At 64.7% G+C, this 26,351-nt stretch carries 25 protein-coding genes and 1 pseudogene; 15 read left to right on the top strand and 11 right to left on the bottom strand.

Going from position 1 to position 26,351, the window contains the following annotated elements:
* Nucleotides 1-7: 7 nt before the first annotated feature.
* Both QM707_RS09515 and QM707_RS09510 read right to left on the bottom strand, forming a co-directional pair.
* Nucleotides 8-793 (bottom strand): DUF6602 domain-containing protein, encoded by a 786-nt coding sequence (locus tag QM707_RS09515; RefSeq protein WP_415001610.1) that lies wholly within the window; start codon nucleotides 791-793, stop codon nucleotides 8-10.
* Nucleotides 794-876: 83 nt separating this feature from the next.
* Complete coding sequence (locus QM707_RS09510) at nucleotides 877-1,365, bottom strand: hypothetical protein (RefSeq protein ID WP_415001609.1); 489 nt, start codon at nucleotides 1,363-1,365, stop codon at nucleotides 877-879.
* A 146-nt stretch (nucleotides 1,366-1,511) separates the two neighbouring features.
* On the opposite strand from QM707_RS09510, the gene QM707_RS09505 reads away from it, so the two are divergent.
* Nucleotides 1,512-2,411: a prohibitin family protein gene (locus QM707_RS09505; protein WP_415001608.1), complete on the top strand. Its 900-nt coding sequence runs from the start codon at nucleotides 1,512-1,514 to the stop codon at nucleotides 2,409-2,411.
* 396 nt (nucleotides 2,412-2,807) lie between these two features.
* On the opposite strand, the gene QM707_RS09500 is transcribed toward QM707_RS09505, so the two are convergent.
* Nucleotides 2,808-3,236 carry an MAPEG family protein gene (locus QM707_RS09500; protein ID WP_415001607.1) on the bottom strand — a complete coding sequence of 143 codons (429 nt, stop codon included), beginning with the start codon at nucleotides 3,234-3,236 and terminating at the stop codon, nucleotides 2,808-2,810.
* Between the two features lie 17 nt (nucleotides 3,237-3,253).
* Nucleotides 3,254-4,096, bottom strand: coding sequence for a class I SAM-dependent methyltransferase (locus QM707_RS09495; protein WP_415001606.1), 843 nt, complete (start codon nucleotides 4,094-4,096; stop codon nucleotides 3,254-3,256).
* A gap of 144 nt (nucleotides 4,097-4,240) precedes the next feature.
* Here QM707_RS09495 and QM707_RS09490 point away from each other — a divergent pair, with 144 nt between their 5' ends.
* From QM707_RS09490 to QM707_RS09480, 3 genes are all read left to right on the top strand, one after another.
* Complete coding sequence (locus tag QM707_RS09490) at nucleotides 4,241-5,266, top strand: AraC family transcriptional regulator (protein WP_415001605.1); 1,026 nt, start codon at nucleotides 4,241-4,243, stop codon at nucleotides 5,264-5,266.
* A 221-nt stretch (nucleotides 5,267-5,487) separates the two neighbouring features.
* Nucleotides 5,488-6,444, top strand: a complete 957-nt coding sequence (locus QM707_RS09485; RefSeq protein WP_415001604.1) for a hypothetical protein — start codon at nucleotides 5,488-5,490, stop codon at nucleotides 6,442-6,444.
* Between the two features lie 354 nt (nucleotides 6,445-6,798).
* Entirely contained in the window at nucleotides 6,799-8,799 is a 2,001-nt protein-coding gene (locus tag QM707_RS09480; RefSeq protein WP_415001603.1) for a M20/M25/M40 family metallo-hydrolase, read from the top strand.
* A 132-nt stretch (nucleotides 8,800-8,931) separates the two neighbouring features.
* Here the strand turns inward: QM707_RS09480 and QM707_RS09475 are convergent, their stop codons facing one another.
* The 3 genes from QM707_RS09475 to QM707_RS09465 all read right to left on the bottom strand — a co-directional run bounded on the left by QM707_RS09475 (nucleotide 8,932) and on the right by QM707_RS09465 (nucleotide 11,012).
* Nucleotides 8,932-9,561: a glutathione S-transferase family protein gene (locus QM707_RS09475; RefSeq protein ID WP_415001602.1), complete on the bottom strand. Its 630-nt coding sequence runs from the start codon at nucleotides 9,559-9,561 to the stop codon at nucleotides 8,932-8,934.
* Nucleotides 9,558-9,917 (bottom strand): DUF1428 domain-containing protein, encoded by a 360-nt coding sequence (locus QM707_RS09470; protein ID WP_415001601.1) that lies wholly within the window; start codon nucleotides 9,915-9,917, stop codon nucleotides 9,558-9,560. Before QM707_RS09470 ends, QM707_RS09475 begins: the two co-directional genes overlap by 4 nt.
* An 87-nt stretch (nucleotides 9,918-10,004) precedes the next feature.
* Nucleotides 10,005-11,012 (bottom strand): hypothetical protein, encoded by a 1,008-nt coding sequence (locus QM707_RS09465; protein WP_415001600.1) that lies wholly within the window; start codon nucleotides 11,010-11,012, stop codon nucleotides 10,005-10,007.
* A gap of 103 nt (nucleotides 11,013-11,115) precedes the next feature.
* On the opposite strand from QM707_RS09465, the gene QM707_RS09460 reads away from it, so the two are divergent.
* The 9 genes from QM707_RS09460 to QM707_RS09420 all read left to right on the top strand — a co-directional run bounded on the left by QM707_RS09460 (nucleotide 11,116) and on the right by QM707_RS09420 (nucleotide 21,039).
* The gene (locus tag QM707_RS09460) at nucleotides 11,116-13,911 is read left to right on the top strand and encodes a M16 family metallopeptidase (RefSeq protein WP_415001599.1); all 2,796 of its coding nucleotides are present in this window, start codon (nucleotides 11,116-11,118) and stop codon (nucleotides 13,909-13,911) included.
* Between the two features lie 133 nt (nucleotides 13,912-14,044).
* Nucleotides 14,045-14,689, top strand: coding sequence for a hypothetical protein (locus QM707_RS09455; RefSeq protein ID WP_415001598.1), 645 nt, complete (start codon nucleotides 14,045-14,047; stop codon nucleotides 14,687-14,689).
* 77 nt (nucleotides 14,690-14,766) lie between these two features.
* Nucleotides 14,767-16,035 carry a PA2928 family protein gene (locus tag QM707_RS09450; protein ID WP_415001597.1) on the top strand — a complete coding sequence of 423 codons (1,269 nt, stop codon included), beginning with the start codon at nucleotides 14,767-14,769 and terminating at the stop codon, nucleotides 16,033-16,035.
* Nucleotides 16,036-16,125: 90 nt separating this feature from the next.
* Entirely contained in the window at nucleotides 16,126-16,845 is a 720-nt protein-coding gene (locus QM707_RS09445) for a hypothetical protein (RefSeq protein ID WP_415001596.1), read from the top strand.
* Nucleotides 16,846-16,977: 132 nt separating this feature from the next.
* The gene (locus QM707_RS09440; RefSeq protein WP_415001595.1) at nucleotides 16,978-17,337 is read left to right on the top strand and encodes a hypothetical protein; all 360 of its coding nucleotides are present in this window, start codon (nucleotides 16,978-16,980) and stop codon (nucleotides 17,335-17,337) included.
* A gap of 11 nt (nucleotides 17,338-17,348) precedes the next feature.
* Nucleotides 17,349-18,593: a sensor histidine kinase gene (locus tag QM707_RS09435; RefSeq protein WP_415001594.1), complete on the top strand. Its 1,245-nt coding sequence runs from the start codon at nucleotides 17,349-17,351 to the stop codon at nucleotides 18,591-18,593.
* Nucleotides 18,590-19,375: a LytR/AlgR family response regulator transcription factor gene (locus tag QM707_RS09430; protein WP_415001593.1), complete on the top strand. Its 786-nt coding sequence runs from the start codon at nucleotides 18,590-18,592 to the stop codon at nucleotides 19,373-19,375. Before QM707_RS09435 ends, QM707_RS09430 begins: the two co-directional genes overlap by 4 nt.
* A 23-nt stretch (nucleotides 19,376-19,398) precedes the next feature.
* The gene (locus tag QM707_RS09425) at nucleotides 19,399-20,037 is read left to right on the top strand and encodes a DUF6438 domain-containing protein (protein WP_415001592.1); all 639 of its coding nucleotides are present in this window, start codon (nucleotides 19,399-19,401) and stop codon (nucleotides 20,035-20,037) included.
* Between the two features lie 129 nt (nucleotides 20,038-20,166).
* Complete coding sequence (locus QM707_RS09420) at nucleotides 20,167-21,039, top strand: ankyrin repeat domain-containing protein (RefSeq protein ID WP_415001591.1); 873 nt, start codon at nucleotides 20,167-20,169, stop codon at nucleotides 21,037-21,039.
* A 58-nt stretch (nucleotides 21,040-21,097) separates the two neighbouring features.
* On the opposite strand, the gene QM707_RS09415 is transcribed toward QM707_RS09420, so the two are convergent.
* The gene (locus QM707_RS09415) at nucleotides 21,098-21,613 is read right to left on the bottom strand and encodes a glutaredoxin domain-containing protein (RefSeq protein ID WP_415001833.1); all 516 of its coding nucleotides are present in this window, start codon (nucleotides 21,611-21,613) and stop codon (nucleotides 21,098-21,100) included.
* Nucleotides 21,596-22,603, bottom strand: a pseudogene (gene cysK, locus QM707_RS09410) (cysteine synthase A); the annotation flags it as partial. The pseudogene cysK and the gene QM707_RS09415, both read right to left, overlap by 18 nt.
* Before the next feature lie 119 nt (nucleotides 22,604-22,722).
* Here cysK and QM707_RS09405 point away from each other — a divergent pair.
* Nucleotides 22,723-24,108 (top strand): M64 family metallopeptidase, encoded by a 1,386-nt coding sequence (locus QM707_RS09405; RefSeq protein ID WP_415001590.1) that lies wholly within the window; start codon nucleotides 22,723-22,725, stop codon nucleotides 24,106-24,108.
* 94 nt (nucleotides 24,109-24,202) lie between these two features.
* Here the strand turns inward: QM707_RS09405 and QM707_RS09400 are convergent, their stop codons facing one another.
* Together QM707_RS09400 and QM707_RS09395 are read right to left on the bottom strand one after the other, a co-directional pair.
* Entirely contained in the window at nucleotides 24,203-24,634 is a 432-nt protein-coding gene (locus QM707_RS09400; protein ID WP_415001589.1) for a nuclear transport factor 2 family protein, read from the bottom strand.
* Nucleotides 24,635-24,722: 88 nt separating this feature from the next.
* Complete coding sequence (locus QM707_RS09395; RefSeq protein ID WP_415001588.1) at nucleotides 24,723-25,370, bottom strand: HAD-IA family hydrolase; 648 nt, start codon at nucleotides 25,368-25,370, stop codon at nucleotides 24,723-24,725.
* 293 nt (nucleotides 25,371-25,663) lie between these two features.
* On the opposite strand from QM707_RS09395, the gene QM707_RS09390 reads away from it, so the two are divergent.
* Nucleotides 25,664-26,302, top strand: coding sequence for a Crp/Fnr family transcriptional regulator (locus QM707_RS09390; protein ID WP_415001587.1), 639 nt, complete (start codon nucleotides 25,664-25,666; stop codon nucleotides 26,300-26,302).
* Nucleotides 26,303-26,351: the final 49 nt, after the last annotated feature.

The raw sequence follows: 26,351 nt of genomic DNA, 5'->3' as shown, positions 1-26,351 counted from the left end.
CTATACCTTAGAAGTCTATATCGATGAATTGTGGCTTGGGCGGTCTGATACTCTCAATTATCGCGTCGAGCTGAGAAGCAGAGTTTCCAGAAACACCGGAGTAAGCGAGCAAATCCGCAAACATGTAGGCTGCCGCAAGAGCTTCTGCTTGTACAAACTTCAGTCGAACGCTACGGGGCTTTTCGCATGCCTGGATGAAGATCACAAAAGATGTCAGTACAGCAATGCAATTTGGAAGAAGAAGCAGTGCTTTTTCTGAGGATGCGGATGCTCCAAGCGCCTCGAATCTCTTATCCGACGTTACGAAGGTATTGATCCACCCGGCAACTGTTCGAAAGACGGATTCGCAAGCCAGTTCATGCGAGTACGCGGCGATTCCTTTCCAGATTCGGGTAGGGTGTGGCGTGTCAATTGCCAGGGAGGCTGCGGTAGCGATGTTGTCTAGCGCACTGGCCATCACCGCAGATGAAACCCCTGATTTGACTTGCATGAATGCAGCAACCGAATTCGGCGGAACTATTTCAAATGCTCCAGACCTGAAGAAAGAGGGCTGTCCTTCGCCGTCAACAATTAATACATCGATTTCGCGAGAACACCGCTCGTTGGGGTATACGGTCTTAATAAAACCTTGACTCACACGCAGTCGCGAAGACACATAGTTTCGCAGAAACGAACGAATCAATTCTTCCTTGTGAGCTCCGTCGGAGAGCCAGTGGGCGCCACCGATCAGGTCGCGAACGCGATCAGATTGAGCGGCCAGCTCGGCTGCCCAACTGCTTAGGTAGGAGGGCAAATTTGTGTCCGTACGATCTCCCCTCGACTGAGCCTTGCTACTGGCATTGAGAATGCTATAGGAACAGGTGTCAGACTACAGTTTCAACATCTCGCCCCGTACGCCGGCCGGTTCCCCGAGGCGATTGCGTCTGATTCCGCCATGTATCGCCCGCGTTTGGTCGCGCCGTAGTAGCGTGTTCCTGGGCAGTGATAGACATGCGAGCTTGTATTGACCCAAACCTGGGCTGTCGCGCCGGATGGACTCGACGTTAGCGACTGTCGAGATTCGCTTCTACCTTGTTGGGCTGCCTGAGGTGAACAGGTCTTTCCATAGGCCGCACGGTAGCCGCTGACGACCGCTTCGCGTTCGCTGAGATATTTCCCGCGTTTGGTGTTGCCGTAGTACTGTCCGCCGGGGCAGTGGTAGACGCCGGAGCTGGTATTCACCCATACGTCGCCGCGAGCAAAAGCAGGTGAGGCAAGAATCAGGGCGAACAGGAGGCTGATCGCCAGAAGGAGCCGCTTGCCGAGCATAGGCAAGGATCGGCCAAAGGCCGCTGGCATCAGGGCATGCGAGACGAGCGATTGCATCAGACCAACCCCCCTGAGCCGGCAGATTTCCACCTTACGCCCGGCATTTGGCGTGGGCTAGTGAACTAGTTCACAAGGACGATTTCAGGCACCCTTACCTTGCGTAGCTAGACGGTTCTAGCCTTAGTCGCAGCAAGGGGTAAGTCATGAATGTGCCAAGGGGTAACAACGTGCTGTCCAATCTCGCCACGGTGCGGTCGCGGTTCCGCTTCGGCTGGCTGGCGATTCCGTTCCTGCTGCTGGTCGGGTTGATCCTGTTCATGGGCAGCTGGTACACGATCGACCAGGGCGAGCGTGGCGTGCACCTGCGCAATGGCGCGGTGGTCGGCACCGCCGAGCCCGGCCTGGGCTTCAAGCTGCCGCTGTTCGACGACATCCGTCGCGTCTCGGTGCAGAACCTCACGCAGCCCTACGAAAAGATCCCGGCGTACTCCAAGGACCAGCAGACCGCCGAGATCAAGGTGTCGGTCAGCTTCCACGTGCCGCCCGGTGACGTGGTCGCGCTGTACTCCGAGTACCGCGACATCGAAGGCCTCACCTCGCGCCTGATCGACCGCCAGGTTCCCACGCAGGTCGAGAACGTGTTCGGCAAGTACACCGCCGTGTCGGCCGTGCAGAACCGCGTGCAATTGGTGCAGGACGTGACCAAGGCCATTCGCGACTCGATCAAGGGCCCGGTGGTGATCGACAGCGTGCAGATCGAGAACATCGATTTCTCCGATGCTTACGAGAAGTCGATCGAGCTGCGCATGCAGGCCGAGGTGCTGGTGCAGACAGAGAAGCAGAACCTCGAAAAGGAAAAGGTGAACGCCGATATCGCTGTGACGCAGGCCCGCGGCCGGGCCGAATCGAGTCTGGCCCTGGCCCGTGCCGAAGCCGAAGCCACGCGCTTGAAGGGCGAGGCCGAAGCGGCGGCGATCAAGGCCCGCGCCGAGGCCCTGGCGCAGAACCAGAACCTGGTCGAGCTGACGAAGGCCGAGCGCTGGAACGGTCAGTTGCCGACGACGATGATCCCGAACTCGGCGGTGCCGTTCTTGACCAAGTAGGGTGGGCTCAAGCCCACCTTGGTTTCTGCGGGAATTCATACGTAGTGGGCCAAGGCCCACCCTACGCGTGGATCACGACGAGGTTGTAGGGTGGGCTCAAGCCCACCAACGGTTTCACCAGGCCGTGTGCATGGTGGGCCAAGGCCCAGCCTACGCGGGGCCGGAAATATTGCGCGGTGGGCCAAGGCCCACCCTACGTGTAGATCACGACGAGGTTGTAGGGTGGGCTCAAGCCCACCAATGGTTTCACCAGGCCGTGTGCACGTTGGGCCAAGGCCCACCCTACGCGGGGTCGGAAATATTGCGCGGTGGGCCAAGGCCCACCCTACGTGCAGCCCAGCCATTCGGACAGGCGGTTCATCAGTCGCAGGATCTTGCGCATGTCGGTCTCCTTGGTTAGTGCATCGCCGCGTGGGCCATCACCACGCCGGCGATGCCGATGAAGCACAGCAGTTGCAGGAAGAAGAAGCTGAAGCGCACGGTCACGACGAGGTCGGTCTGCACGGTCGAGATATGCACCAGGCTCTGGCAGATGCGCGCGATCAGCGCCGTTCCCGCCATCGCATCGGCGGCTGGGCTTTGCAGGCCGCTGGCATGCAGGGCCAGCATCACGCCGATGAACAGCGGCAGGTTCTCCACGCAGTTGGCGTGCGCACGCATCGCGCGCTGATACCAGGCCGCGCCTTCGCGGCCATCGGCCGGGAACGAGGCCATGCCGGCGCGACCGGCGAGGATATGGCTGAAGCGGTAAGTGCCGATCGCGAAGATCAGCACACCGGCCGTCCACAGCACGAAACCGAGCATCATCCACAGGGCGAACGACATGGCAGTCTCCTTCGCGGCTATCTGACGAGGATCACTTGCAGGTATTCGGCCGGCACGACCAGCGAAGCGCTTCCGCCGATGTTCATGCCGTCGAGCAGGTCGAGGATTTCGAGTTCGAGTTCGCGCTGGCCGGCGGCATCGAGCGTGGCGAAGGCGCGGTGTGTGGGGCCGTAGTAGTCGCGGAAGGTTTGCAGCCAGTGCGAGGCGGAGAGATAACGCATCGGGAAGACCTTTCGTTCGGATTGGATGTCGACGGCGTGGCGGCCGAACAGGCGCACGATGTGCGGTTCGGTGCCCCAGAGCGCGGGCGATTCGATACCGGCCGGCGGCGGCACGTAGCGACCGACCAACTGGAACAACTGGCCGACGAAACCTTCCGGCGTCCAGTTCGCCAGGCCGATGCGTCCGCCGGGGCGCACGACGCGCAGCATTTCGGCGGCGGCACGGGCGTGGTCGGGCGCGAACATCACGCCGAAGCTCGACAATGCGACATCGAAACTGCCGTCGGTGAAGGGCAGGTCTTCGGCATCGGCTTCCTCGAAACAGAGGCGCAGGCCTTCGGCTTCGGCGCGCTGCGCGCCGCGTTCGAGCAGGGCCGGCACGTAGTCGGTGGACGTGACCTGGGCGAAACGACGCGCGGCCGCGAGGCTGGCATTGCCATTGCCGGCCGCGACGTCGAGCACGCGTTCGCCGGCGCGGATGTCGGCCGCTTCGGCCAACAGTTCGCCGACCAGTTGCAAGGTGGTGCCGATGACGGCGAAATCGCCGCTGGCCCAGGTCGCCTGCTGGCCGCGCTTGATGGCGAGCAGGTCGGGAGTGGGCAGCACGGTGCGTGCGGGACGTTGTCTGGGCAGTGGCATGCGAGCTCCGGCGTGGACGGGTGGGAGCATTGTCGAAAGCCGGCGCCGGCGCGGCTTGATCGAAACTCCCCGCCATTCGGCCCGTTGTCCGCGATGGCGCCGACGACGCCCCGTGGGCCGCAGGCTTCTGCCAGAATCGCCGCCATGAGTCAGGACACGCTCTCGGATGTCTTGCGCACGGTGCGTTTGCGCAGCGCGCTGTTCTTCGATCTTTCCTGCGGCGGCGCCTGGTTGGCGGAAGCGCCGGGTTCGAAAGACCTGGCCGCGCTGGTGATGCCGGAAGTCGATCAGGTGATCGACTACCACGTCGTCACCGAAGGCGAATGCTGGATCGCGATCCAGGGCGAACCGCCGCTGCGCCTGCGGCGCGGCGACATCGTCATCCTGCCTTTCGGCGACCCGCACGTGGTGTCGAGCGCACCCGGCATGCGCGCCGAGCCGGGCGTGGACTGGTATCGCGAAATGAAACTGCACAACCGGCCGTTTCGCGTCGCGCACAAGGACGGACGCCCGCTCGGTCCCGAATCCTGCGGCGGCGAACCGGGTCGCGATTACACGGTGGATACCTCGGTGATCTGCGGCTTCATCGGCTGCGACCGGCGCCCGTTCAATCCCTTGTTGGCGACCTTGCCGCGACTGTTGCACCTGCCGGCGGACGACGGCCGCTCCTGGGGCGCGCAGTTCGCGCAGCTGGCGGCGGCCGAGTCGGCCGTGCAGAGCCCGGGCCGCGAAGCCATGCTCGAACGCCTGAGCGAGATGATGTTCGTCGATGCGGTGCGCCGACATATCGATCGCATGCCCGAACAATCCACCGGCTGGCTGGCGGGTCTGCGCGATCGTTACGTCGGCCGGGCCCTGGCCCTGATGCACGAAGAGCCGGCCGCGCCATGGAGCATGGACGAACTGGGCCACAAGGTCGGGCTGTCGCGTTCGGCCCTGCACGAGCGTTTCGTCGACTTCATCGGCGTGCCGCCGATGCAATACCTGACGCAATGGCGCATGCAGCTGGCCTCGCGCCTGCTGCGCGAAAGCCAGTCCACCGTGTTGTCGATCGCCTTGCGCATCGGCTACGACTCGGAAGCGGCCTTCGGTCGCGCGTTCAAGCGCTTGGTCGGCATGCCGCCAGCGGCCTGGCGCCGCCAGCAGGGGCAGGCGCGCATCACGGAATGAGTGAGGTAGGACGCGCCTTGGCGCACCGACCACAGGCAAGCACGGTGGTGGGCCAGGGCCCACCCTACGAGTGCCGTGCATCGTATGCGCGTCGCGGAATGAGCGGCGGCGGAGTTTCGGTGTAGCGGCGAGGACGATGGGTGAAGCCGGCGACGGCACGGTGCCGGAGCATGGCGAGGCTGCTACGCAGCCTCCCTCTTCATCCCCAAGGAAACCGCTCCGTGAACGCGCTTGCTTCCGATTCCCCTTCTTCCCCCCGCGAGACCAACCGTTACGCCAAGGTCATCGAAGTGTCCCGGCGCGTGCGCTGGGAGATCGAACGCGATGTCATCAAGGGCCGCCGCTTCGATTTCCAGGACAAGTTCCTGCCCGACGGACTGAGCCGCGTCGATCGTTCCAGTCTCGTCGATGCGAACGAACGTCGCCTGATGAGTCAGATCCAGGGCCGCACCTACGCGAACATCTTCGGCCTGGTCGAACGCTTCATCAACGCGAAGATTCTTGAGCTGAGCCGCGACCACTGGTTCGGCGACCAGGCGGCGCTCGAAGCCCTGGTGCGTTTCAGCGACGAGGAGCTCAAGCACCAGGCTCTGTTCCGCCGTATCGAAGAACTGATCGACGACGGCATGCCGGCCGGCTATCGCGCCGCCGCCGATCCGAACGACATCGCGCACGCGGTGCTCGGCAAGGGCAGTTGGGCGGTGCTGGCGCTGACCTGCCATATCGAACTGTTCACCCAGGCGCATTACCGGCAGAGCATCGAAAGCGACGAGTCGCTGTCGGCGTTGTACAAGGACGTGTTCCTGTTCCATTGGCGCGAGGAGTCGCAGCACGCCATTCTCGACGAGCTGGAATGGCGGCGCATCGACGCGCAACTGTCCGAGGCCGAGCGTGATGTCGCGGTGGGCGAGCTGATCGATCTTGTCGTCGCGGTCGACGGCATCCTGCAGGCGCAGGCGGCGGCCGATGCCGAGTATTTCAGCGCGATCGTCTCGCGCCCGGTGTCCGCCGGCGAACGCCGCACGCTGGAGGCCGAGATCCTGGCCGCGTATCGCTGGCAGTACATCGTCTCGGGCGTGCAGGGGCCGCGTTTCCTGTCGGTGCTGGCGGAGCTGCTGAATCCCGCGCAGCGCGAGCGCATCGCCAATGCGCTGGCGCCGCTGGTGGCGGCTGTCTGAGTTTCCTGGGCGGGTCTTGATGCGAATGTAGCCCGGGTTGAGCGCCGCAGGCGCGATACCCGGGGAAGTTTGCCGAGGTAATCCCGGGTATCGCGCCTGCGGCGCTCAACCCGGGCTACGTCTTGTCGCGGTAGCGCGCGGTCCAGGGCGATGCATCCCGGCCTGGAGCGATGTCTGGTGAACGAAGTCAGTTGCGCCGCAGCAATTCCGACGGCGCCTTGCAGAATTGCTGCACCTGCAGCTTGATCGCCATCTTTGGTCCCGTTAGCGTCGGTTCCGCTCGACGTTAGTGCATGACCCCCGACCCCGGCCTTGGCCGGGTTTGTTTTTGCACCGGACAAGGGACTGCCCCCCATGAAGGCTCTTTGCGCGTTTCTCGCTGTCGCCCTGTTTTCGTTCGCCGCCGATTCCGCTTCCGCCGCTGGCAACACGTCTACAAGAACGCACGACCATGCCGGCGATCTCGCGCGGCTCGGACTCGAACAGGACCCTTTCGCACCGGTCTTCATCGTTTCGTCCGAGGCGAGTTTCCAGACCGGCATAAAACTCTTCGCGCGCAATCCGTTGCGCCGCACGGACAGCATGGGCAAGCCGGTCGTGTTGTCGGAAATCCGTGCGCACCAGCTCGGTGACGTGACCCGAGTGATCCACGAACGCGAACTGCGCTGCGGCGGCTATTTCGCTTTCGCCAGCGCGAAAGAGGCCGAGCACTTTCTGCGCAACGACCGCTCGCGCCAGGCCGTGCAGCAGGCCGCGCTGATCGCCTACACGGTCGACAACCAGGCGACGGTGAATCCGTGGTTGCCGCAGGTGTCGGCCACCAATATCTACAGCACCATCAACACGTTGTCGGGCTACAAGAACCGCTACTACACCAGCACCTACGGCAAGGCCTCGGCCGAGTGGATCCGCACGACCTGGCAGGGCCTGGCCGGCGCGCGTACCGATGTGACGTCGGAACTGTTCGCCTGTGCGACCTGCTCCACGCAGCCCTCCGTGATCCTGACCGTGCAAGGCGCGGAATTGCCGAATGAAGTGGTCGTGCTCGGCGCACATCTCGACTCGATCGACGTCAATGCCGGCGGCAGCAACGAACAGGTCGCACCCGGTGCGGACGACGATGCCTCCGGCGTCGCGACGCTGACCGAAGTGATCCGCGTGGCGCTCGCCAGCGGCTGGAAGCCGAAGCGCACGGTGAAGTTCATGGGCTATGCGGGCGAGGAAGTCGGCCTGCGCGGCTCGAACGCCATTGCCCAATCCTTCAAGACCGCCGGCACGAATGTGGTCGGTGTGTTGCAGCTCGACATGACGAACTACAAGTCGGGCGGCGGCGTCGACATGAAGCTGATCACTGACTATTCCAATGCCGAACTGAAGACCTACCTGACGACGCTGTTCGATGCCTATCTCGCACCGCTGGGCCTGACGCGCGGTACGTACACCTGCGGTTACGGCTGCTCCGACCATGCCTCATGGACCAGCGCGGGCTATCCCTCGGCGATGTTCTTCGAAGGCGGCAGCGCCAGCGGTTACAACCCGAACATCCATTCGTCCGCCGATACGCTGGCCAACATGAGTTCGTCGGCGGCCAACAGCGCGAAGTTCGCCAAGCTCGGCCTCGCCTTCCTCGGCGAGATGGCGAAGACGCAGGGTACGGCGACGCCGCCGCCCCCGCCGCCGAACAACGTGCTGCAGAAGGGCGTCCCGGCGACGGGACTGTCCGCCGCGACCGGCGCTTCGCTGAACTACACGATGGTGGTGCCGGCCGGTTCGCAGAACCTGACCTTCACGACCTCCGGTGGTACCGGCGATCTGGACATGTACGTGCAGCTCGGTAGTGCGCCGACCGACACGTCCTATCTCTGCCGCCCCTACAAGTCCGGCAACGCCGAGAACTGCACGTTCGCGGCGCCGACGCCTGGCACCTACTACATTCGGTTGAAGGCTTACGCCGCGTTCTCGGGCGTGCAGCTGGTCGGCAACTACGCGCAGTGCGCCGACTGCGGCAACGGCCCGCTGGTCTATACGAACGCCACCGATTTCGCGATCGCCGACAACGCCACCGTCGACAGCCCGATCGTCGTCAACAATCGCTCGGGCAATGCGCCGACGAACGCGTCGATCTCGGTGACGATCCTGCACACCTACAAGGGCGACCTGAAGGTGGACCTCGTGGCGCCGGACGGCACGCTGTACAACATCCACAACCGCAGCGGCGGTAGCGCCGACAATGTCACTGGCACCTTCGTCAAGGATCTGTCGAGCGAACTGCTCAACGGCACCTGGAAGCTGCGGGTGAACGATAACGGCGCCGGCGACGTCGGCAAGATCGACACTTGGAGCATCACGTTCTGAGGATGCTTTGTAGCCCGGGTTGAGGCCGTAGGCCGAAACCCGGGAAATCGTTTCGTCGCGTTGGCCCCGGGTATCGGCCTGCGGCCTCAACCCGGGCTATGAGTTGCGCCAGACGGTGGGCCAAGGCCCACCCTACGTCGGCGGGAAATCGAACTTGAACGCGGTCGCTTTCGCCGAACTGCGCGCCGCGAAGCGCTCTGCGAAGGCGCGCAACTGCGGATACGGATCGAGCGAGAGCACTTCGCGGAATTCAAGGTGCTCGACCAGGCAGAACAGCGAGACTTCGAGGAAGCTCAGGTCGCGCTCGGGGTGCAGCGTGGCGATGGCGCGGCCGGCATTGAGCTCCAGCCATTCCATCGCGCCGAGCAGGCTGGCACGCATCTTTACCTGGTGGGCGTTGTCCGCCGCGATGCCGGTGGCCTTGCCCATGATCAGGCCGACTTCGGTAGACATCGCCGTGGACACCAGTTCCTGCGCGTTCGCGGCTACCGGGCGATCGAGATTTTCCGGCCAGACCACTTCGAGATTGAGTTCGGAGTTGGCGATCAGTTCGCGACAGATCGGCAGTGAGCCGTACCAGACGCCTTCTTCGGTCTGCAACGTCGGCATCTTCATCGCCGGATGGCTGCCGTAGTGATCAGCGTCCTGCGACATCAGGTCGCGGATCAGCACGAAATCGACGGTGACCTCGGCTTCCGCCGCGAAGATGCGCGCGATGCGCGTGTAATGCGAGCTGGAGCGGCCGTAGAGCTGCATCGTCATTTCCCCAGGTCCAGGACGGTCTCGAAGCCGCCGAAGATCATGCGCTTGCCGTCGAAGGGAATCGGCAGGTTCTCGCGGCTGAAGCGCGGATCGGCGCTCAACTTCGCCAGCGCAGCATCGCGCGTGGCTTTGTCCGGCCATTCGATCCAGGCGAAGGCGACGACCTCGCCGTCCTGGCATTGCACGGCCCGCTTGAAGTCGGTCTGCTTGCCGTCAGGCACGTCGTCGCCCCAGCACTCCACCACGCGCGTCGCACCCAGCTCCAGGAAGGCCGGATCGACGAAGTTGGCGTGATCGAGGAAAGCTTGCCGGTTGCCGACCGGAACCGCGATGACGAAACCATCCACGTAGGCCATGGTCTTTGCTCCAGATCGAGTCGGGAACCCAGTTTGCTATCTGTGTCGATGCCGCGCCAGCGCCGAATCCGCCGGGCAGGGATCTCGTCAGTCGGCAAAGGCGTGTCGCGCCCGTTGATGTCGATCCTTGTCCTTCGGGTCGCCCGTCGTCAGGACGTGATCGAACAACGCCAACCGCATCGGCTGCGAAAGAAGTTTTTCGTCTCCGGGGCGTGTCCGACCGAAGTCCCAGCCCGCGAAAAGTCGCGCGGCGCCTTCGCGCTGTTCGCCACTGAGCTTCGAAAACGGCGACGCCGCACCGAGGATTTCGAGCGTGGAGTACTCGAGCAGCAACTGCTCCGGCACCGATTCCCAGCCAGGAACGCCCGTCCACGGGCCGGCGCCCGAACCGAACCAACCGAGCAGGCGCCGTATGCGTTCGGCGCGATCCGGAAACTGCTTTTCCAGTGCTGCACGCATCGCCGCACTTTCGCTCGCGCTGGGTCCCGCACCGAAATGGAAGCGCTCGCTGGCTTCCCAGACGGACAGGACGGAGGTCGGCATGCCGGCGAGCCAGCGTGCTTCCTCCGCTTCCCGTTTTGCGATTTCCTCCGGCGTCGGCGGTTGGTAGCCGGTCTTCGACAGGACCAGTCCTTTGGCCAGCATCAGCTCGTTCAGCGCTTCAGGCGAGCCGGCCGCACCCACGCCATCGAGGTGCTTGCCGTCGCGGAACACCTCGAGTTGGTGACAGTCGTAACACAGCAGGAAATCCCAGGTGTGGCCTTCCGCCTCGATGCGCAGCGCATGCCTGGGATCGAAACAGCCGGCGATCATGCCGTCCCAGTTCGCCACGGCCTTCTCGAAGGCCTCGATCGCCAGTTTCGACGAGTCGGCGTCGAGCATGGTCTTGCCGAGCACCTCGTAGCCATACCATCGCTCGCCTGAGCTCGGCCTATTGGGCATCGGCACCGGTTCCAGCGAGTAGATCTGGACGACTGTCGCCGTGCGCAGCACCGCCGCGACCTGCGCAGGCAATTCGTTCTTGTCGCCGGCATGGGCAGGCGCCGACATGGCGAGCCATAGCAGGCACAGACAGGAAAAGACGGTCTTGTTCATGCCGGCAGTATGCCGCCGAGGCGAGGGCCCCGCCATGACCACCGGCACTCCCGCCATGCTGGTCTCGGGGCTACGGTCGCGGGACTCATGTCGGGGGAATGCCATGCGCCACGCCGCTCTGTTCGTTGCCGTCTGCCTGGCGCTTGCGCCGGCGATCACGTCCGCTCAATCCGCCAAGCCGGTGGCGGCCTCGGAACTCGCGCGCAGCGTGAATATTCCCTATGAGGCTTTCACGCTCGACAACGGCCTGCGCGTGGTCGTGCATACCGATCGCAAGGTGCCGGTCGTCGCGATCCAGGCCTGGTACAACGTCGGTTCGAAGGACGAGCCGAAGGGCAAGACCGGTTACGCGCATCTTTTCGAGCACATCGGCCTGTTCAATCCGACCGAGAACTTGCCGGGCGGCCTGATGGAGCCGCTGCGTGCGATGGGCGCGACCGACTGGAACGGAACGACCTGGTTCGACCGCACCAATTTCTTCCAGACGGTGCCGACGTCGGCGGTCGAGCAGGCGATGTACATGGAAAGCGATCGCATGGGCCATCTGCTCGGCGCGCTGAACCAGGAGCGTCTCGACAACCAGCGCGGCGTCGTGCAGAACGAAAAGCGCCAGGGCGACAACCAGCCTTACGGCCTGGTCGAATACGCGCAGCTCGAAGGCCTGTTCCCGGAAGGCCATCCCTACCGGCATTCGACCATCGGCTCGATGGCCGATCTCGACGCCGCCAGTCTCGAAGACCTGCGCCAGTGGCATCGCGACAACTACGGCCCGAACAATGCCGTGCTCGCCATTGCCGGCGATATCGACGTCGCCACGGCGAAAGCGCTGGTGCAGAAGTATTTCGGCCATATCCCGCGTGGCGCGGTCAACGATCCGGCGCAAGCCGACGTGCCGACCCTGCCGGCGCGCGTGGACAAGACCTTGCATGATCGCGTGTCGAACACGCGTCTTTATCGCACCTGGGCCGTGCCCGGCATGCTGGACGCTTCCGCCGCCGATCTCGATGTCGCGGCGACGGTGCTCGGCGGCCTGGCGAGTTCGCGTCTCGACAATGCGCTGGTGCGCGGCGACGAAACGGCGGTCGCCGTCACCGCCGGTTACCAGCCTTTCCATCGCGTGAGCCTGTTCGAGGTCAGCGTGGACGTGAAGCCGGGGCAGGATGTCGCGGCGGTATCGGCCAAGCTCGATGCGCTGATCGCCGACTTCATCGCGAAGGGGCCGACCGAGGACGAAGTCGCACGCGTCACGACCAAGCACATGGCAGACAAGATCCGCGCGCTCGAACCGGTCGGCGGTTTCGGCGGCAAGTCCGTCGTCTTGGCCGAAGGCACGCTATACGCGAACGACCCTAACTTCTATCGCCATGAACTCGATGCCTACGGCAAGGTCACGCCGGCCTCGGTACGCGCCGCGTCGGCGCGTTGGCTGGGCCGGCCGGTGCTGGCGATCCGGGTCGATCCGGGCGAGCGCGAGGCTTATGCCGAAGCGGCGACGCAACTGCCGCCGCCGAAACCGGCGGCCGCGTTGGCGATCACGCCGCGCGAGACCATGCCTGTGGTGGGCACGATGAAGCCGCTGGATTTCCCGGATGTCGAGCGCGCGAAACTGAAGAACGGCGTCGAAGTGGTGTACGCGCGTTCGACGGCGGTGCCGCTGACCCAGGTCACGCTCGAATTCAATGCGGGCGTCGCCGCCGATCCGGGCGATGCGCTCGGCACGCAGCGCCTGATGCTTTCCCTACTCGACCAGGGCACGACGTCGCTCGACGCCGTGCAGATCGCCGAAGCGAACGAACGCCTTGGCGCGACCATCGGCAACAACGCCAGCCTCGATCGCACGGCGATCACGCTGAGCGTCGTCAGCCCGAATCTGGCGCCGGGCCTCGACCTGTTCGCCGATGTCGTGCGCAACCCCGCCTTCAAGCCGTCCGATCTCGAACGCATGCGCGCACAGCAGCTGGCGAACATCGCGCAGGAACAGACCTCGCCGATCGGCATGGGCGGGCGCGCCCTGCCGGGCATTCTCTACGGCAAATCGCATCCCTATGGCCGGCCGGGCTCCGGCCTCGGCAGTCCCGAGGCGGTGAAGGCCCTGGATCGCGACGATCTCACGGCATTCCACCAGCGCTGGATCCGTCCGGACAATGTTCGTATCTACGTCGTGTCCGACAAGCCGCTGAATGAACTGACGCCGCTGCTCGATGCGCGCTTCGGCGCCTGGGCTGCGCCGTCCGCTACCAAGGGCAACAAGGACTTCAGCGCGGCCATCCCGAAAGCGCAGCCGCGCATCGTGCTGATCGATCGCCCGCAGTCGCCGCAGTCGGTCATTCTCGGGGCGCTCGTGCTGCCGGTGTCGGGTCGCGACGACATCGTCGCCTTCAACGCCGCCAATGAAGTGATCGGCAATGGTTTCCTGTCGCGCATCAACCAGGACATCCGCGAAACGCGCGGCTGGTCCTATGGCCTGAACGGCCGCGTCACCTTCGCCGAACAGCGTTCGCCTTACCTGATCACCGCGCCGGTGCAGTCGAACCGCACGGGCGAATCGGTTGCGGTGCTGATCGACCAGTATCGCCACTTCCTGTCGGACAAGGGCGTGACGGCGGCCGAGCGCGAACGCGTCATCAATGGCAACATCCGGCAGATTCCCGGCGGTTTCGAAACGTCCGCGGCGCTGCTGAATGCGATGCGCACGAACGCGCTTTACGGCCGTCCCGACGATTTCTACGAAACCCTGGCACCGCGCTACGAGGCCATGACCGCCGCGACGATGGACGCCGAGGCGCGCCGCATCATCAAGGACTCGGAGTTCGTCTGGGTGGTCGTCGGCGATGCCAAGTCGGTGAAGCCGCAGCTGGAGAAACTCGGCCTGCCGATCGAGGAGCGCGCGGCGCAGTAATACGGGGTTCGCGGCGACGCAATCCAACGTATGGCATCCTGTCCGTCGTCGCCGCATGGCGGCGGACAGGAGTTGCGACGGGATGCGAAGGCGGTCGGAGAAACGATTCTCCTGGGTTGCGCTACTGACGGCCTTGCTGGCGGTCGGGCTGCTGACGGGCACGACGATCGTGCGGACGCAGTTCTGGCCGGATGTCGTGGTAGTCGATGGCCAGCGGCAAGGAATGATCACGAAACCATTGATCGGCTGGTTGAATACGCATGCAGAACAGCTTGAGAGGGCGAGCGATCTGCCACTGCACGAATGGCGGGACCATGCGTCGACCTGGAGAATCTCAGAAGGCAAGCTCTGGCTGCGCAAGGTGGAGATTTGGCGCGATGCGGGGGATTCTCGCCGCCCGGGTCGCCCCATTCGGAGCGACGTCATCGAGCGTTTGTTCCCGGACTCGCGAAACATCGTCGCAAGTTGGTATACCGGTGCGTTGGTGCTACCGAAGAATTTCGGGTCCGAGCCCCGGTTCTATTTTGACGACGCCGCTTTCGAGCGCTACACGGTCGTCTGGGTGCGTTCGGGCGAAGTGACGCGACGCCTTGACCTCAGTCGCGAGCAGTTTGCGGCCATGCGCAAGGAACGTTTCGCGGCCTGGCGCGGTACGGAGAGCTATCACCGGAACGTGACCGCCCTGGGTTGGAAAGACCCGACAGGAATCGACGAGTATCTTTTCTCGAAAGCGATGGGCACGTACCTCGCGGTGGAGCCTGTGCGGCCGGTGCATTGAGTTCCAACCACCGGCCCGTGGCCGCCCCGCCGCCCCGAGGCCGTATCCTTCAGGAACCGCCCCCAGGAACCGGACCGATGTTCTCTTTCCCGCGCGCCCTGTCGTTCTCCCTCGTGCTGGCGTCGGCCGCGTGGCTCGCGGCCTGCAGCAGCAGCCACTACGAGCCGCCGCAGATGCAGGGGCCGCCGGCCATGGTGGATGACGGCGGCAAGCCGCGGCTATGGATCCTGACGAAGCAGGAAGAGGTCAAACAGGTCAGCGTCGGTGGCGGCACGCGCAGCGCCAGTCGCTGGCGCAGCGACACCTTCATCCATTTTGGCGTGCAGGCCTACGATCCGCTCGAGACCAAACCGCTGTGGAAGAAGCGCCTGCTGACCTTCGGCGACCCGGACGCGCACGGTAGCGAACCTTCGCGCGTGATCGGTTCGGCCGAGAGCGCGTACCTGCTCGGCCAGGACGGCCAGGTGGTGTGGTTGATGATCGGAGATGCGCCTTTCGGCGTCAGCGCAGCCGATGGCAGCGTGGTCGCCGACAGCGAAGCCCTGCAGCGTATCAATCCGGAGCTGAAAGGATTGCTGCCGAGTGAAGCGAGACGCTATGGCTTCGATCGAGGCCTGGTGTTGATGACGGCGGACGCGCGCATGTTCGTCGTGCGCGGTCCGGAACAGAAGGCCACCGCCTACACGCCGCCACCGCCCGTGCAGGAAGTGGCGCCGTTGAAGGCCAACGGCATGCCGGAGATCGTGCCGATGCGGCCGGTGATCGGCGAACCGCCGACGCGACAGGCGACGTTCCAGGACCAGTGGCTGGGCCTGTACACAGAAAAGGAAGCGGCCGACCTCGCCAACGACGAATGGGGTCGCAAGTTCAGGTATCCCTATTCGGTCACCGACGAAGGCGCGTTGGCGCGACGCGTGTTCTACCGCGGGAAGATCGTCGATGCGCAGCATTTTGAAGATCGCTTCAAGAAGGTGACCGAGCTGCAGCCGGTGGCCGGTTCGCCGGTATTCCTGAAAGGGCGTTTCATGAACGAGGCCGGCAAGGAGATGGCTTTCTTGGCGGAAGACGGCAAGGGCATCTTCGTCTGGCATAGCACGCGCGTCGACGACGCCGGGCGCTTGGCCTTGACCCGCTTCGACGGCGAGCTGAAGCCCGTTTGGGAGACTGAGTTGCCGCTCAGCGAGAGCAGCACGCTCAACCGCATCTCGACCTGGCCGGTCTCGGGACACATCGTGGTGATGGGCGTGCTGCAGTCCGAGAAAGATGGGGTCACCAGTCGCGAGCCGCAGCTGGTCAGCATCGATCTGGCGTCCGGCGCGATGAAGTCGACGAAGCTGGCGGAGTAGGGAAGTCCCGGTAGAATCGGAGCCATCGCACGACGGATGGCTCCGATGAAACGCGGATGGTTCGACAAGCTCAGGTGGGGCCTGCTGGCGATGCTGCTGGTCGCCATGCCCGGTTGGGCGACATTCCAGCACGCGGAGCAGCTTGTAGTCGACGGAAAGACCTTCGACCTGCTGATGTTTCCGCTCGATCCCTGGATTCGGTCGCATCCGGACGCGATTCCCGACTACGGCATCACCTCGACAAACAATTGGCGGGGGTATCGAGGCTATTGGCGGATCGCCGACGGACGGCTTTGGCTGACGAAGCTGACGGTGCAGGCGCCGGGGCCGATCACGAAAGTGAAGGGCGGATCGATCGATCTCGGGCCAGATGGCAGCTTCGCCCCCGGCGATCCGAACGAAGAAATCGAGCTGCCGACGTTTGTCGACCGCGATGTCCTTCCGCAGCTCTTCCAAGGATCGAATCGTGTTTTCGCCGACTGGTTCACCGGCACCCTGGTGACCATGGCGGACGAAGTGGATGGCGTCATCAACTATGACGGCAAGGATCACAGGTATCTGGTGATCTGGGTGACCCGTGGCCAGGTCGATAAACAGATGGAAATCGACCAGCGGCAGTTCGAGGAATTCAAGCAAGGAAAGTTCGCGGCGTACAAGCGCACGGCTCTGTATGCGCAGCGCGTCGCCGAGTTTGAACAGGGGCGACGCGAGCATCCGGAAATCGAATACGACGATACCGTCGAGCAATCGATCGCCAACTTCATGACGGCGGAATACTTGGCAGTCGACGCGGAAGCGCCGTTGCCGTGACGGCGACATTAGCAATCTTGCCGGCCCGCTGATCCGGTTCCGTCGCGCCTTTCCCCCGTTTCGTCGCAAACCGCTGGCCTGGCCCGGGCCGCGGGCCTAGCGTGAGCGTCGCTTCCACCTTGGGACGACGCCATGAAACACCTCAGCCTGGTTCCGGTCGCGATCCTGATCGCCGCGTTCGCGGCCGGTTGCGAGATGGAGCCCAGCACCACGACCGCCCGATCGATGGAGGATGGCGCCCGCGTCGAAAAGAGCTGGGTCCGCACCTGGCGCGACCGCGCCCGCTTCGAATGCGTGGCCAGCAGCAGCGGCGCCTGCCAGATCGTCGTCTTCGTGACCGACTGCCCCGGAGCCGCCTGCCGGACCCGGGTGCTCAAGGAGCTGACGCTGCCGGCGGATTCGACCGCCGACATGCCGCAGCTGCCGCGCGACTTCCGCTATTGCCTGGCGCATGGGCGCAAGCCCATCGCCCCCGACTGCCTGAAAGGTTAAGGTTCCCTCCCATGATCCGCAGCTTCTTCTTCATCCTCCGCCTGGTGCTGGCCTGGGGCCTGGCCGTCTTCATGCCCATCGCGATCGTCGCGATCGCCACCAATTCCGATCCGGCCGGTTTTATGGCCTTCGTGCTGTTCCTCGTCGTGATCATCGTGGTGATCGCGGGGTTTTCGCACGTGCGCCGCGTGCGCCTGATCGCTGGCGAGGTGAACAGTCGGACGCTGTCGAACCGTCAGCGGCGACAGATAGAAATTCCGTTCGAGGCCGGCCAGGCGTTCGACCTGCTGGCCGCGGCCATCGGCGAATTGCCCGGCGTTTCGCAGGTGCAGGCCACGCGCGACAGCTTGCAGGTGCGCGCGCGTCTCGACCGCATCGATCCCTACGGCGCGCAGCCGCGCATCAGTCCGAACCGCTGGCTGCGCGTCACGCGCAACCAGATCCTCGCCACCGTCACGCCGAATGCCGATACCGGCAGCGTGCTGCTGATCTGCGAACCCGAAGCCGGCGCCTGGAGCGACCTGTTCCGCGTCGACGACGGCACCAATCTGGAGAACGCCGAGGCGGTGGCGCGCGCCATCACGCGCCGCGTGGCCGAACGCCGGCGCGGCGAGCAGGCCGACAGCACGCAGACGCGTACCGAAAAGGAGCTGACGGCGGCGAAACTGAGCCTGCTGCATGCGCAGGTCGAACCGCACTTCCTCTACAACACGCTGGCCAGCGCCCAGCATCTGACGCGCACCGATCCGCCGCTGGCCGACCAGATGCTCGGCAACCTGATCACCTACCTGCGGCATTCGCTGCCGCGCACCGACACCTCGCCTTCCACGCTGGGCGAAGAGGTCGAGCGCGCGCGCGCCTATCTGGAGATCCTGCAGATCCGCATGGGGCCGCGACTGCAGCTGCAGATCGAAGTGCCGCGGCACCTGCTGGCGCTGCCGTTCCCGACGATGATGCTGCAGACCCTGGTGGAGAACGCGATCAAGCACGGGCTCGAGCCACGCACGGCTGGCGGCACGGTCTGGATCCTGGCGCGCGAAACCGATGGCCGCGTCGCGGTGACGGTGGCCGACGACGGTCAGGGCTTCGGCGGGTCGAACAGCAGCGGCACCGGCATCGGCCTGCAGAACGTGCGTGAGCGCCTGCGCCTGGCCTATGGCAGCGAGGCTTCGCTGTCGGTCGTAGCGAACTTCCCGAACGGCGTCGCCGCGACGATCACCGTACCGACGAACGCGAGCGCCTCGGGGCTGGCATGAACACCTGCATCGTTGCCGAAGACGAATCCCTGCTGCGCGAAGCGCTGGTGCAACGCCTGGCCGAAGCCTGGCCCGACGTCGAAATCGTGGCCGAATGCGCCGACGGCGGCACGGCGCTGGAAGCCATCGCCGAACTGCAGCCCGATGTCGCTTTTCTCGACATCCGCATGCCGGGACTGACGGGTCTCGAAGTCGCCGCGGCGGCGGTGACGGCCAGCCCGCGCACGCAAGTGGTATTCGTGACCGCCTACGACCAGTACGCGATCGAGGCCTTCGACAAGGGGGCGGTGGACTACCTGCTGAAGCCGGTCGATCCGACGCGCCTGGCGCAGACGGTGCAGCGCCTGAAAGCGCGGCGGGAGGCGGCGTCGCCGTCGTCGGGCGAACAGGCTGCGCTGGCCGACGTGCTGGAGAAACTCAGCGCCGCGCTGCCGCGCAAGCTGCCGGCCCCCACCGAACCGCTGACCTGGATCACGGCCAGCACCGGCAGCGCGACGCGCCTGATCCTGGCGACGGACGTGCTGTACTTCCGCGCCGACAACAAGTACACGACGGTAATGACGGCGAATGGCGAAGCCCTGCTGCGCAAGTCGATTCGCGAACTGCTCGACGTGCTCGACCCGACCATGTTCAAGCAGATCCATCGCGGCACGGTGGTGAACCTGCGCGCGATCGATCACGTCACCCGCGACGATACGGGCAAGGGCCTGATCCACCTGAAAGGCCGCAACGAACTGCTGGCCGTCAGCCAGCCCTTCATGCACCTGTTCCGGGCGATGTAAAGCCTGTCGTGTAAGCTGGAGTCATGCGGATACGATTCCTGACGACGCTTCTGTTGCTGGCCTGGCTTATTCCGTCGCAGGCGAGGACGGTGGATTCGGCGCCCGTCGCCCGAGTGTGCGCCGCTGGCGAACTGTCCGAAGACATGCCCGCGCCTGTCGATGTGGAGGCGCATCGTCGGTTCTCGTTGCCGCTGCTGAGTTACCCTGCCGGTACGAAGATGAAGAAAGGCCTGTGGGGGTTGAAGCTCACGCTGTTGGTGGGGCCGGATGGCAGGGTCGCGTGCTACACCGTCTGGTCCGGAGACAACGGAGTCACGTCCTACATGGACGAAACGCCGCAACGCACGGCCGTCCTGGACAGCATCGCGACCTGGCAGTATTCGCCGTTCCTGGAGAACGGCGTGCCCGTGGCGGCCGTGATCGAGGAGCAGGTTCGCGAACAGGAATTGCTCGAGGATGGCCCCGACTGGACGGGCGTGCCGTTGGTCGATTTCGGTTTCCGACTCGAAGAATACGGTGACGGGCGAGAACCCACGTTCTCGATCGATATCCGGGGCGACGGCAGTGTGGAATTCAACGGGGAACATGCCGTCGATGTCGCCGGCATCCGCCGCTATCGCATTTCACGCGAGCAGGTGAGGAAGCTCGTCGACCTCGCGTAGCGCGAGAACCTCTGGTCCGCGAAGCCGCGCTACGACGTCGGGCTGTTCCACCAGCTGGAAACGCACGTCGTCCTGTCCGTCGGGAACAAGCGCCACACGATCGTCGATCGGCGAGGTCACGTACTCGGAATGCCCGCCGGCGTCGATCGGCTGAAAGAAGCTATCCGCGACGTCGTCGGCGTCGAACGCTGGTTCGACCTGTCGAACGAGACGCTGCAGTTGCTGCTGGACGAAGGATTCAAACCCCGCTCGCTGGCGGGAGCGCAGTTGTTGACTCGGGCCATGTGCAACCACAGGACGCTGGATGAGCCTGCGGCCGCTCTTGAGCGACTTGTGCAGCTGGGTGCGGCGGATATCGAGCTGGAATCGGATGGCCTGAGCAACGTATACGGTCCGGATAGCCATCTGGAAAACGCCTTGTTTTGTCAGCGTGGTTCCCTGGTAGCGCCGATGCTGGCACGCGGCGCGCTGATGACGAATGGCGTTCCCGACCAGGCGAAGCTCGACCGCGCGTTCTGGATCGCGATCGTGTCGAGGTTATTGCCGCAGGCCAGGCTCATATGGGATGCCGTTCCGGGCTTGAGGCCTCAACTGCGCTACCCGGATACGTCCAAGAAGGTGGCGCCACTGCTGTCGGTGGTCTATCTGCTGGGCGAATGGAATGTTTCGAACGAAAACAATGGCGCGGCCATGGCGCAATGGCTGGCGAGCCTGGGCGCGGATATTCGCTCGAAGAATGCCGCCGGAGAGACGTTGCTGCACATGGCTGCGGACAAGGGCGATGCCGAGCTTGTGCGCTGGCTGCTGGAGCAAGGCCTGAGCCCCAACGCAGCGGATGAGGATGGCAGGCCCGCCGTCGTATCCGCAGAAGAAGAGACGACCGTCATGCTCCTGCTCGACGCCGGATCGGTCGACGAGAAATTCAAGCCGGAACTGAAGCGCCGCGCGGAAAAGAATGCGTGGCGGCGCGTCCTGGCCTGGCTGGACGCCAGCAAGCCCTAGAGGCGCGTAGCATCGCGCACCTGCTCCAGACGGTGTGGCGACGCGATGCCGAGTCTGCCTAGCGCGCGTGGATCCAGCCTGGCAGGAAACGCTTCGGATCCATCTCGCCGTCCAGCGCTTTCGTCTGGTACTTGCGCAGGCGCCCGGCCGCGAATGCCTCCATCGTCTCGCTGCAGCCGCCGATGTATTCGCCGTCGACGAAGACCTGCGGAATGGTGATGCTGCCGGTCATGCCGCGCAGCACGGCGCGGATCTGGCCGCCGCGATCCTCGCGCTGATACGTCGTCGAATCGAGGTCGACCGCGCGGTAGGCAATCCCGCTCGCGGCGAACAGCTTGCGCAGCGCCCAGCAGAACTCGCACCACTCCAGCGCGAACAGGACGACCGGTTGCTCGGGGTCCTTGACCACGCGGGCGACGAAATCCTCGATCTCCGGCGAGGGCGTCGGCCAGGCCGGTGCGGCTGCGGGTTTGGGCGAGGGCGAGGGCGCAGTGGCCGATGCAGGCGCCGGCGGCGGCGCATCGAAACGCGCACCCGGCGTCGAGCGCGAAATATTCCATTCCGCTTCATCCATGTCGGCGCCGATGCCGTCGAACAGCGGCGTGCTCAAGTAACGCTCGCCGGTGTCGGGCAGCATCGCCAGCACGTTTGCGCCTGCAGGAAGTTCCTTGGCCAACTGCACGGCGCCGGCGACGGTGGCGCCGCCTGAGATGCCGCAAAAGATGCCCTCGCACTGCGCCAGTTCCCGCGCCAGTCGCATCGCGTCGGCGCCATTGATGCCGAGCACGCGATCCACGTGCTGCAAGGCGTCTTCGGTCAGTTTCGGAATGAAATCCGGCGACCAGCCTTGCATGACATGCGGTCGCGCCAACGGATGGCTTTCGCTGGGACGCCCATCGGCGCCACGCTTCTGCCCGACGCCGCTACCCAACACCGGCGAGTTGTCCGGCTCGCAAACGATGACCTGAGTCTGCGCGCTCTGCGCTTTCAGCACGCGCGCGACGCCTTTCAATGTGCCGCCGGTGCCGGCGCCGGTGACGAAGGCATCGAGCGATTCGCCGGCGAACGCCTCGAGGATTTCCGGCGCCGTCGTGCGCGAATGCATGTCGGCATTCGCTTCGTTGTCGAACTGCCGGCACAGGAACCAACCGTGTTCGGCGGCCAGTTCTTCGGCTTTCGACACCATGCCTGTGCCGCGCAGGGCGGCGGGCGTCAGGATCACCCTCGCGCCGAGGAACCGCATCAGGCGTCGGCGTTCGACGCTGAAGTTCTCCGCCATCACGACGACGAGCGGATAGCCCTTCGCTGCGCAGACCATCGCCAGGCCGATGCCGGTATTGCCGCTGGTCGCTTCGATCACGGTCTGTCCGGGTTTCAGCGTGCCGCGTCGTTCGGCATCTTCGATGATGCCGAGCGCGAGTCGATCCTTGACCGAGCCCATCGGATTGAAGGCTTCGATCTTGACGAAGACATTCCTGCCTTCGGGCGACAGCCGGTTCAGGCGGACCACCGGTGTGCGGCCGACGGTGGCGAGGATGTCGTCATAGCGGCGGGGGGTGTTCATGCTGCCTCCAAAGGGGACCGCGACCCAAGCTCGGGTCCGGCTCCCGGATGTACGCAAGCCTGTGGCAACATCGGCCAGCGTCGGCGGATTGGTCTGCCGACTTTACCGGGAGCAGGCCCATGCCGCTGATCGCCACCCTGTTGCTGGCCGCATCCACGGCCGCCGCGCCTGCCACTTTGCGCGTCGATCTCCAGCATAGCGGCACCAGCGACCGCGAAGCCTGGGCGCTGGAGCGCGTGCTGGTCGAACCCTTGCCCTGGCCCGGCAACCCGGCCAGGCCCGTTGACGACAGCAACCGCGGCATCAATCGTTTCGACGTGGTCGATGCTGCGACCGGAAAGCGGCTGTATTCGCGCGGCTATAGCACCGTGTTCGGCGAATGGCGCACGACCGACGAGGCCAAGACGCTGGCACGCAGCTTCCAGGAATCGCTGCGTTTCCCGAAGCCGTCGGCGCCGGTGGAGCTGCGCGTTTTCGGGCGCGATGCCAACAACGCCTTCGTGCAGCAGTGGTCGGCGACGATCGATCCGAATGCGCTCGACGTCGAACGCGGGAACTGGCCGGCGCCGGCCGAACCGATCCGCGTTCACTACAGCGGCGATCCGGCGACCAAGGTGGATCTGCTGATCCTGGGCGAGGGCTACGCGAAGGACGAGCTGCCGAAGTTCGAAGCACAGGCGCGACGTATGGCCGCGCATCTGTTCACCGTCTCGCCGTTCAAGGAGCGTGCGAAGGACTTCAACGTCTGGGCCCTGACCGTTCCGGTGCCGGAATCGGGCGTCAGCCGGCCTTCGACCGGCATCCATCGCGCCGGCGCCGTCGGACTGCGCTACGACATCTTCGGCAGCGAGCGTTACGCCTTGACGCTGGACAACCGCCGTTTCCGCGACCTGGCGCAATACGCGCCTTACGAATTTGTCGAGATCCTGTTCAACGGACAGACCTATGGCGGTGGCGGCATCTTCGGCCAGTTCAGCACCGCGGCAGCCGACAATGATTGGATCGACTACCTGTTCGTGCACGAATTCGGCCACCACTTCGCCGGCCTGGCCGACGAGTACTACACTTCGCCCTCGGTCTATGCGCCCGCGAGCGGTCAGAAAGTGGAGCCGTGGGAGCCGAACGTGACGGCCCTGCACGATCCGGCCGCATTGAAATGGAAGTCGCGGGCGACGCCGGGCGTCGCGCTACCGACGCCGTGGCCGAAGGCGGAGTTCGAGACTTTCGAGCGCGACATCCAGGCGCGCCGCGCGAAGCTGCGCGCCGACAAGCGCCCCGAGTCCGAGATGACGGCGCTGTTCAAGGAAGAGATGGGCCTGGAGATGGCCTTGTTCGACCGCTCGCCGGTGCGCACGGCGGTCGGCGCGTTCGAGGGCGCCAATTACGAGGCCACGGGTTACTACCGGCCGCAATTGCAATGCCTGATGTTCGATCGCAGCGGCGAGTTCTGCCAGGTCTGCAGCGATGCGATCGAGCAGATCATCGATCTGTACAGCAAACCTTGAGGAAGGTTGGTGGTTCGTGGTTGGTGGTAAGAAGCGAGGAACGAGTGGTCAGCAACGAGAGGTTCTTGGCTAGGTCGCCATCAAACGTCAACCATCAACCAGCGTCCTCTTTCCTCGTCGACGACTGGGCGAACGCGTAACGCCAGCCGGTCGCCGTGCGGATATACACGTCGCTGAAAAGCACCTTGTACTCGAGGATGCCGCCCTCGCGGTCCTCGGCCTTCACCCAGAGCAGGGCGCTGACGACGGCGGTGTCGGCATTGAGCAGGCGCACCGTGCGCTCGCTGCTTTCCTGGCGTTCGTAGCGATATTTCTCGTCCCAGGCTTCGCGCAACAGTTCCTGTTTGTCGATGATCGCGCCGCGTCCCGTGACCAGGGTGAAATTGTCGGTGAGGATGCGATCCATCGTCTCGGCATCGTTGTTCTTCACTGCCGACTGGTATTCGTCGTCCAGAGCATGCAGCAAGGCGATGTCGGCGTCGGCGCCGGACAGCAGGGAAGCGTGGGCGGAAAGGGCGACGTTCATGGCCGGAAGAGGGAAGGGCAGCGGTGCGATTCACCGGCTATCAGAATGCTATGCGCCGGTCTTTGCTGCTCGCCGTTTTCGGACGCGATCACCCGGCCAGCGACAGCAGTTCCCGGACCTGGCCGAAGCGCCGCGCCGGCCGCATGAGCGCCAGCGCTTCGGGCGTCGTATAGCCCCAATCGACGGCGCCGAAGTCCATGCCCGCTTCACGGGCCGCTTCGGCGTCGGCCGTGGCGTCGCCGACATAGATGCAGGCTTCAGGCTTCGTGCCAAGGACGCGGGCCGCGCGTAGCAAGCGACTGCGCTTGCCGAAGATCGACGCGCCGCAATCGATATGACCGAACAAGGCGCATAGTTCGGGGCCGAGCACGCGGTCGATGTTCGGGCGGGAATTCGACGTCACCAGGGCGAGGCGCAATCCGGCGGAGGCCAGTGCGTGCAGGGCTTCGCCCGCTCCGTCGAACAGGCGGACCTCGTCGGCCTCTTGCATGCGTCGGGTGAAATCGCGGGCCACGACCGGCAGGCGCCAGGCCGGCAGCCCGGAACGTGCCATCAGCTCGCGGGTGGACATGGCGCGCAGGGCGGGTACGTCTTGCGGCGCGACTTCGCGAAAGCCGTGCTTGCGCGCCAGCTCGTTGTGCAGTCGCAGGAAGAACGGGAACGAGTCGGCGAGCGTGCCGTCGAAATCGAAGATGGCCAGGGCGTAGGCGGGGGAGGGGCTGCTTGCGGCGTTCATGTCGCAAGAATAGCCGGGGCCGCCGCGCCTCGGCGCCTTCCCGCATCCCGCCATCGCCGGGCCGACGCTTCCTTGCGTCGGCACAGCGATCGGCGCGGTTCCCTCCCACCAGCCCGCTTGCGCGGGGCACCCATGCAACCAAGCATGGGAGCACTCTGGCGGGCCGAAAACAACGTAAATAGTTCACACCCGATCAGCTGCGAGTTTGTGATGCATGGCAGGTTTGTCGCCTCGCCGGATTTGTTAGATTGTTTCGGGGGATTGTCCAGTCACGCTGCCTTGCTCGAGCCGCCATGCAGGACGAAAAGTCGCGCCTACTGTCGCAGAAGCTGTTGATGAGCCTTGCCGATCGCGGCGACATACGCCGTTTTTCGCGCGGCAAGCAAGTCATCACCGAAGGCGAGATGTCAGGCTCGCTATACATCCTGGTCAGCGGCGAGCTGAAGGTCTATACGCGGGACGAGAGCGGGCGCGAACTGATCTACAACATCATGCGGGCCGGCGAGTTCTTCGGCGAGATGTTCCTGGACGGGGAACCGCGTTCGGCCTCGGTGAAGGCGATCAGCGATGCCCTGTGCGTGGTCGTCGGCGAGGACAAGCTGCGCTCGTTCATGGAGCAGTACCCGGAGTTCGCCGAATGCCTGGTGCTCAAGCTCATCGAGCGCCTGCGCCACGCCACCCAGCAGATCCGCAGCCTGGCGCTGGACGGAGTGTACGAGCGCACGGTGCTGCTGCTGAACCAGTTGTCGGAGGAGGAGGACGGGATTCGCGTCATTCCGCCGACGCTGACGCAGCAGGAAATCGCCGATCGGGTCGGCGCCAGCCGCGAGATGATCAATCGCATCCTCGGCGATCTGCTGCGCGGCGGTTTCCTCGAAAAAGCGCACGAGCGGCGCCTGGTGATCACCAAGGAACTGCCGAAACACTGGTAGTCGTGCGTGATGCCGATGCTGCATGAGGAAAGGCCGGCTCGCGCCGGCC

Origin of the sequence: Arenimonas sp. (genome assembly GCF_047602345.1) — a bacterium.
In the GTDB taxonomy this organism is placed as follows: Bacteria; Pseudomonadota; Gammaproteobacteria; order Xanthomonadales; family Xanthomonadaceae; genus Arenimonas.
Note: the sequence above shows the minus strand (reverse complement) of the source record. Positions and strands in the feature narration are given on the sequence as shown.